Source organism: Rummeliibacillus stabekisii (assembly GCF_007988965.1).
GTDB classification, from domain to species: domain Bacteria; phylum Bacillota; class Bacilli; order Bacillales_A; family Planococcaceae; genus Rummeliibacillus; species Rummeliibacillus stabekisii.
Genome location: NZ_BJVD01000023.1, coordinates 1 through 1,660, shown reverse-complemented (window position 1 = coordinate 1,660; position 1,660 = coordinate 1). Strand labels below are relative to the sequence as shown.

General features: G+C 52.3%; 1 rRNA gene. It reads right to left on the bottom strand.

The features are described from left to right. Positions 1 to 72: 72 nt before the first annotated feature. Positions 73 to 1,620, bottom strand: a 16S ribosomal RNA gene (locus RST01_RS15890). Positions 1,621 to 1,660: the final 40 nt, after the last annotated feature.

Below are 1,660 nucleotides of genomic sequence, written 5' to 3'. Positions count from 1 at the left end.
TATGAACCCTCAAAACTGAACAGCAAGATGTTAATCCTACAGACGAAGTCTGTATTCCGTTAAATTCCTTAGAAAGGAGGTGATCCAGCCGCACCTTCCGATACGGCTACCTTGTTACGACTTCACCCCAATCATCTATCCCACCTTCGGCGGCTGGCCCCAAAAGGTTACCTCACCGACTTCGGGTGTTACAAACTCTCGTGGTGTGACGGGCGGTGTGTACAAGGCCCGGGAACGTATTCACCGCGGCATGCTGATCCGCGATTACTAGCGATTCCGGCTTCATGTAGGCGAGTTGCAGCCTACAATCCGAACTGAGAACGGTTTTATGAGATTAGCTTGCTCTCGCGAGTTTGCGACTCTTTGTACCGTCCATTGTAGCACGTGTGTAGCCCAGGTCATAAGGGGCATGATGATTTGACGTCATCCCCACCTTCCTCCGGTTTGTCACCGGCAGTCACCTTAGAGTGCCCAACTAAATGATGGCAACTAAGATCAAGGGTTGCGCTCGTTGCGGGACTTAACCCAACATCTCACGACACGAGCTGACGACAACCATGCACCACCTGTCACCAATGTCCCCGAAGGGAAAACTCTATCTCTAGAGCGGTCACTGGGATGTCAAGACCTGGTAAGGTTCTTCGCGTTGCTTCGAATTAAACCACATGCTCCACCGCTTGTGCGGGCCCCCGTCAATTCCTTTGAGTTTCAACCTTGCGGTCGTACTCCCCAGGCGGAGTGCTTAATGCGTTAGCTGCAGCACTAAGGGGCGGAAACCCCCTAACACTTAGCACTCATCGTTTACGGCGTGGACTACCAGGGTATCTAATCCTGTTTGCTCCCCACGCTTTCGCGCCTCAGTGTCAGTTACAGACCAGACAGTCGCCTTCGCCACTGGTGTTCCTCCAAATCTCTACGCATTTCACCGCTACACTTGGAATTCCACTATCCTCTTCTGCACTCAAGTTCCCCAGTTTCCAATGACCGCTCGCGGTTGAGCCGCGAGATTTCACATCAGACTTAAGAAACCACCTGCGCGCGCTTTACGCCCAATAAATCCGGACAACGCTTGCCACCTACGTATTACCGCGGCTGCTGGCACGTAGTTAGCCGTGGCTTTCTAATAAGGTACCGTCAAGGTACGTTCATTTCCTAACGTACTTGTTCTTCCCTTACAACAGAGTTTTACGATCCGAAAACCTTCATCACTCACGCGGCGTTGCTCCATCAGACTTTCGTCCATTGTGGAAGATTCCCTACTGCTGCCTCCCGTAGGAGTTTGGGCCGTGTCTCAGTCCCAATGTGGCCGATCACCCTCTCAGGTCGGCTATGCATCGTCGCCTTGGTAGGCCGTTACCCCACCAACTAGCTAATGCACCGCGGGCCCATCCTGCAGTGGCGCGAAAGCGCCTTTCAACATTTCACCATGAAGTAAAATGGATTATCCGGTATTAGCTCCGGTTTCCCGAAGTTATCCCAGTCTGCAGGGCAGGTTGCCCACGTGTTACTCACCCGTCCGCCGCTAAATCAGAGGAGCAAGCTCCTCGTCATTCGCTCGACTTGCATGTATTAGGCACGCCGCCAGCGTTCGTCCTGAGCCAGGATCAAACTCTCCATAAAAGTGTTTGATTGCTCAAAATTTCACTAGCGCATCATCTTT